Genomic DNA, 5,996 nt, shown 5'->3' with positions numbered 1-5,996 from the left:
CTTTATACTCTGCACAATATTCATCTACGATCGCTTCCAGCGGGCGGTTACGCCATCGCAACTGTTGGGTGGGCATCTCTTGCCAAATGTTTCAGGATTTGTAATTCTACATCCATTACCCTACTTACCTTCCAGAGTTTTCTCTTTTGATTCTTTTATTCAGAATACTCGGAAAGTGACAGAAGAGGGATAGTCAAGAGTTAGTAATTAAAGAGTTATTCTCTCTTTGCCAGTTGTAACATCAGGGCAAACGCATCATGTCAATAAAAGAGCCGTATTCTCAATAGGCTAAAAATAGTCGCATTAATTCCTACTTATTGACACAAGTTTAGCGATCGCTCTGAGTCTTGGAAACTAAACCAAACCAGAAATGCTGATTTTGTCGTTAGTTCTTAACCTTGGTTGCGATCAAGAGTAATTTAGATGCGTTTGCCCTGATGATCCGCCCAGTTTTGCTGACCTTGATCAACGGTAGGAGCGATCGCGTCACCAGAAAAGGACTATCAAGATTGATTGCACAAACCTCGCGCCATTCAGTATACGAGATATCCTCGAAAGGTGTGACTGGAAATTTACCTGCGTTGTTGATCAGAATATCGACTGCACCCCACGTTTGCTGTACCTAAGCTGAGAGATTGTTGCAGTTTGACTTACTGCTTACGTCTGCCTCAATCGCCAGCAACGCATCTGGCGAGCCGAGATCAAGTACCAATTGGTTAAGCGCTTCCGTTCTGTTATCGACCGCACAGACCTTCGCTCCCTCCGACAGAAAGCGACGCGTGATGGCGCTCCCAATTCCTCCAGCAGCACTAGTAACAACTACAAATTTGTACGAGAATCGCATCATTTGCTCCTTTAAAATTGTTTAGTAAGTTTCGTCCCAATTGGGCTGTGAGGCATCAATTACAGCTTCTTGTCAGCTTTTGGTGAAAACGAGTGCGATCGCACTTTTCATTCAAGGGGATTTCCAGGTTTCACAATATTCATGCATACTTCCGTCACAAAACCAGTCGGGTTGCGATCGCTTTCCCAATGCCTCGACTTGCCCCGGTAACAACTGCAATTTTTCCGTTTAATTTCATTTCACACCTGATTTTTTTTGAGTGAACAATCTTTTGTTTGACTCTAAATCACTACTTTATATACCGTTTGACCCAACAGCGGACGCGAAGAAGGTTGGTTATGCCCAGTCGTGATCGCGCAAATAGGATTCAAAGTCGGTCGGTTCAGGAAAATCGCGTTTCAACTGCGCCAAATCTGCTGCGTAACCGACGTTCTCGAACCAGCGATACATGATGGTAACTTCCTCTCCGGCTTGCTGCTCAAACGCTTCAAACGGAATTTGTTGGTATTCGACGTTTTTTCCGAAAACGCGGCTGAATGCAGCTGCGATTTCCGTCATTGTCATATCCACACTTGCGACTTCATGTTCGCGGTTCAAGAAATCTGCGGGGCGCTTGAAAACCTCAGCCACCATCTCCCCATAATCTTCTTCGGAAAGTTGCTGCAATTTCGTCTTGGGACTGAGCGGCTGGGAAAGCGTTCCGTTTTCAATCATCGGGCGCATCGCGTTGTAATTGTAAAAGAAGAAAACCGGACGCATAATCGTGTAGGATAACTTGATCGCTCGGATGTATTCTTCGACTTGAAACTTGCTGTCAAAATGCGGAATGCCAGTTTTGCGTTCTGCACTACCTACCGAACTGTAGACGAAATGCTGGATACTCGCCGCTTTCGCTGCGTCTGCGACCGCTTTACCCTGACAGATTTCAGTTTCTATTCCATCTTGGAAGTTCTGCACCGAAAAAACGCCATAGGCACCTTGCAGAGCGCCCTCAAGTGAAGCGCGATCGTTAAACTCTCCTACTACCAGTTCTGCCCCCGCTTGTTGGAGTGCTTGAGCAGCAGGCTTGTTTGGGTCGCGCACAAAGGCACGTACCTTGAAATTTCCGTGCTGCAAAAGATGACGTGCTACTGCGCCACCTTGATTACCCGTAGCTCCAGTGACTAAGATGATTCGTTCTAAGTTTATTTGCTGTGTCATGCTTGTTTTTTCGATACTGTTTGCGTATCAGAAATTTCATCTTGTCTAAACAGTACCTTATACCGAAAAATAGCGAAAGTAGTTAAAATTCAAAACAGTTATGCAAAAAATTCAAAGATGTGGTTGCCTCAATGGACAAGCTGAAAAGTCTGATGATTTTTATGCGCTCCGCTCAATATGGCAGCTTTTCCGAGGCAGCCCGACAGTTAGGCATGGCTCCGTCAGCCGTGAGTCGGGCTGTATTGCGCTTAGAAGATGAATTGGGGGTGCGCTTACTCCAGCGGACGACTCGCAGTTTGATGCTGACCGAAGATGGCAACTGATTTTATCAACGCTCTCAGCAAATTCTCAACGATTTGGAAGAAGCCGAACTCGAAGTCAAACAATCGCAATCCACGCCAATCGGAACATTACGACTCGATCTGAGCTTTGTGTTTGGCAAGATGCATATCGCCCAGCCTCTGCTGCAATTTGCCGCACAATATCCTCAGCTCAATCTGAATGTTTCTTTTAACGATCGCCTGATCGATCTGATTGAGGAAGGCGTTGATGCGACTGTGCGGATTGGAATCAGCAGCGATAGCAGTTTAATTATGCACCACCTGGCAACTGCACACTACATCACTTGTGCCTCGCCGCAGTATCTCGTCCAGTATGGTATGCCCACAAGACCCACAGAACTATTGCAGCATCGCTGTGTCAACTTTATCTATCCACAGACTCGACGAGAAGCTAACTGGAAGTTTGAACAAGATGGAAAATCGATTGACCCTGACGTTGACAGTTATCTGAGATTCGATAATTCAGAAGTTATTTTAGAGGCAGTAATTCAAGGAGCCGGTGTGGTGCAATTGCCCAAATTTGTTGCAGCAAAGGCGATCGCCCGTGGAGACCTCCAACCAATTCTCCAAGCCTACGCGACCCAAGTCGGATTACCGATCGCAGTATTGTATCCGCAAAAACGCTATCTCTCGGCTAAAGTTCGCGTTTTTGTCGAGTTTATGAGAGAATTGGCGGCTGCTTTAAAGCGAGATGATATTATAGATTGAAAGGGCGTTGTTGCACGAACAGGACAAATGGAAAATTATACCTATTAACTGTTCTCTCTCTACTCTTAGTAAAGTTTTGCATAAAAACGTAGCGTTTTTATGCAGGGGAACGCATTAACATTCTAAGGGAATACATTGGCATTGTATGGGGACGCATTAACAAAGCAAGCCAACACATTAACAATCTAAGCTAACGCATTAACAAAGCAAGCTAACACATTAACAATCTAAGCCGACACATTAACAATGTAAGCCAACGCATTAACAATGTAAGCCAACGCATTAACAATGTAAGCCGACGCATTGGTATTGCATAATATTGCTAAATTTAATATGAAATGCTGTACTGAGCTATGTGGAATAAGTACTACATTTTAAGTTATTGAACAGTGAAGGGATGGGTCAGGCAATTGCCCTTCATCCAGTCTCAGAACGAGGAAGAGGAACAAAGCTGCCTTGGCTTATACCGAAGATTCTCAGTGGCGCAATCGCGCCGAATTTTTCAGCGGACGAGAAAAAATCAAGGTTTTCTTAAAACGAAAGTGGGCAAAAGAATTAGACTACCGTTTGAAAAAGGAATTGTGGAGCTTTACACAAAATCGAATTTCTGTTTGCTTTGAGTATGAATGGCATGATGAACAACGTTATTGGTATCGTGCCTATGGTAATGAACAATGGGAGTTTGCAGAAAATGGATTAATGCAAAGGCGTGAAGCTAGCATTAATGATCTGCCCATTCAAGAGTTTGAACGGAAGTTTCAATGGGAGCGAACATCCTAAACATTGCAATTTCCAAAAAAAGGCAGAGGGCAGCTATGCTAAAGGAAAGAAGCATTAATAAAAACTTTAGTTCTGGGCTTTGGGTTATTGCCCAGTTTAAAAAAGAAATTGTATCGATAGCGCAGCGTAAAGCCTGCGGCATGGCAACTCTTAGAGACGCTACACGTAACTTGCTTCCCCGCAGGGGTACGCTTAGAGCGAGTCATCTCCCAAAGGGAGACGCCAAGGGCGAACGAGCATCGCGTCAAGTACCCCAAGATATAAACCGTCCAAGATCAATTCCACATTTTTAAACGTGAATTTCCTTCAGCATAGCTGCCTTCTCCTGTGGGTGACGCTACGCGAACGTACTTCTGCCTTCTAAAAAACAGAGAAAGCGATCGCTACTCTCAGGGAATAAGATTATACCTTTGGGGGCGGTTAATTAAGAATCAGCTTCGGATAGTATCCAGTTCCTCTAAAAAAGAGTCATGATGCACTACCAGAGTGAGAATCCCACCAAGTAGCAGTGCTGCTGCCATTACAAGCAGCCCTCCGGTAAAACTATTAGTGGCATCCTTAATTAAGCCAATAAGGTAGGGAGCAACAAATCCTGCCAAATTGCCCACAGAGTTAATCAACGCTAAGGAGCCTGCTGCTGTACCGCTTAAAAAAGCAGTGGGTAAAGCCCAAAATGGTCCGAAAGCCCCCCAAATTCCCAGTGCTGCCAACGAAAGGGATGCTAGAGCAGTCATAGGCTCATGAAAGTAAGCACTCAGAACTAGACCAAATGCCCCAATAAAAGCTGGAATCGCAACATGAGCGCGGCGTTCTCTAGTTTGGTCTGAGTGGCTACCAACAAAGAGCATTCCGCTCGCACCTACTAGATAAGGAATAACTGACAGAAATCCCACCCACAGGTCACTTAATCCAGAAAAACCTTTAATAATTTGTGGTAGCCAGAAACTTATACCATAAAGACCAATTACTAGAGTGAAATAAATCAGGCTCAGTAACCAAACTTTAGGATTGACAAGAGCTTGGAGTAAAGTATAGCTGTTGTGGCGTTGTTTGTGTTCGGATTCTAGCTGCAATCTCTCGTGGAGCCAGAAACGCTCCTCTGGTTCCAACCATTCAGCTTGCTTTGGACGTTCGCATAGATAATTCAGCACCACAAAACCCATAATGATCGCGGGTAAACCCTCTACTATAAATAACCACTGCCAACCCGCTAATCCTGCAATTCCATGCAGAGTCAGCAGCAAACCAGAAAGAGGTCCTCCCACAACCCCAGTGATCGCAGTTGCCGTCATAAATAAAGCTACGGTTTTAGCACGTTGAATTGTTGGGAACCAATATGTGAGGTAAAGAATAATCCCAGGAAAAAACCCAGCTTCTGCAATTCCTAAGAAAAAACGCAATAAGTAAAAGCTTAAAGGGCTTTTTACAAACATCATTCCTGTGGCAATTACTCCCCAAGTTATGGCAATCCGGGCAATCCAAACCCTAGCACCAATTTTTTCTAAGATGAGGTTACTGGGAATTTCAAACAAAAAGTAGCCCAGGAAAAAGATTCCTGACCCGAAACCGTAAATTGTCGAACTAAAGCCCAAATCGTGATTTATCTGCAAGGCTGCAAACCCGACATTAACCCGATCCAAATAAGCAATGATATAAAGTACAAATAACAAGGGAATCAGCCGCCGAGTTACCTTGTCTAATACCTTTCGTTTGAACACTTCATCTGATATCATCTAAGTTGTCCGATTTAATTCAAGCGGTTGCTTTTGTTTCAAAGTCAAGCGATCGCATGTAGACCAGGGCGAGATTATCGTCTACGTTGATTCCTCTACTTCTAAACACACATTACAGCATCAGATTGTAATCGGTTCGTTACACTGAGTGCAACTATTACGTAACCCAGTCCAGAAAACAAAACTTAGATATCTGCGACAAGCTGCTAAGAGCGTCTACGCGGCGACAACCAAATATCTTCAAGCGTTGTTCTACCTGCCAACAGTAGGGGTAAAATTTGAGAACATCTTCTATGAACCTATCCGACTAATAATATTTTGTTAATCCAGATATGGATTGTAGCAAGGTCAATGAATGCGTCAAAGTAAACTTTTTGACGTTCCCATCTG

The 5,996-nt window shown here is 44.1% G+C and carries 5 protein-coding genes and 2 pseudogenes; 4 read left to right on the top strand and 3 right to left on the bottom strand.

Annotated elements, in window-relative coordinates; translation table 11 throughout:
- Positions 1-193, top strand: a 193-nt coding sequence (locus V7K49_RS33770) for a hypothetical protein (protein ID WP_335209569.1), incomplete at its 5' end; no start/stop codon positions are given.
- Between the two features lie 192 nt (positions 194-385).
- Here V7K49_RS33770 and V7K49_RS34860 read toward each other — a convergent pair.
- Both V7K49_RS34860 and V7K49_RS33760 read right to left on the bottom strand, forming a co-directional pair.
- A pseudogene (locus V7K49_RS34860) lies at positions 386-844 on the bottom strand (SDR family NAD(P)-dependent oxidoreductase).
- Between the two features lie 336 nt (positions 845-1,180).
- Positions 1,181-2,044, bottom strand: a complete 864-nt coding sequence (locus V7K49_RS33760) for an NmrA/HSCARG family protein (RefSeq protein ID WP_335209566.1) — start codon at positions 2,042-2,044, stop codon at positions 1,181-1,183.
- 131 nt (positions 2,045-2,175) lie between these two features.
- Here V7K49_RS33760 and V7K49_RS33755 point away from each other — a divergent pair, with 131 nt between their 5' ends.
- From V7K49_RS33755 to V7K49_RS33745, 3 genes and pseudogenes are all read left to right on the top strand, one after another.
- The gene (locus V7K49_RS33755; RefSeq protein WP_335209565.1) at positions 2,176-2,367 is read left to right on the top strand and encodes a helix-turn-helix domain-containing protein; all 192 of its coding nucleotides are present in this window, start codon (positions 2,176-2,178) and stop codon (positions 2,365-2,367) included.
- A 33-nt stretch (positions 2,368-2,400) separates the two neighbouring features.
- A complete protein-coding gene (locus V7K49_RS33750) occupies positions 2,401-3,093 on the top strand; it encodes a substrate binding domain-containing protein (RefSeq protein ID WP_335209564.1) in 693 nt (230 codons plus the stop codon).
- 441 nt (positions 3,094-3,534) lie between these two features.
- A pseudogene (locus V7K49_RS33745) lies at positions 3,535-3,873 on the top strand (DUF1348 family protein); the annotation flags it as partial.
- 431 nt (positions 3,874-4,304) lie between these two features.
- On the opposite strand, the gene V7K49_RS33740 reads toward V7K49_RS33745, so the two are convergent.
- Positions 4,305-5,606: an MFS transporter gene (locus V7K49_RS33740; protein ID WP_335209563.1), complete on the bottom strand. Its 1,302-nt coding sequence runs from the start codon at positions 5,604-5,606 to the stop codon at positions 4,305-4,307.
- Between the last annotated feature and the right edge of the window lie 390 nt (positions 5,607-5,996).

It is taken from the genome of Nostoc sp., assembly GCF_036919675.1.
Taxonomy (GTDB): domain Bacteria; phylum Cyanobacteriota; class Cyanobacteriia; order Cyanobacteriales; family Nostocaceae; genus Nostoc.
This window is presented reverse-complemented; position numbering and strand designations above follow the sequence as displayed.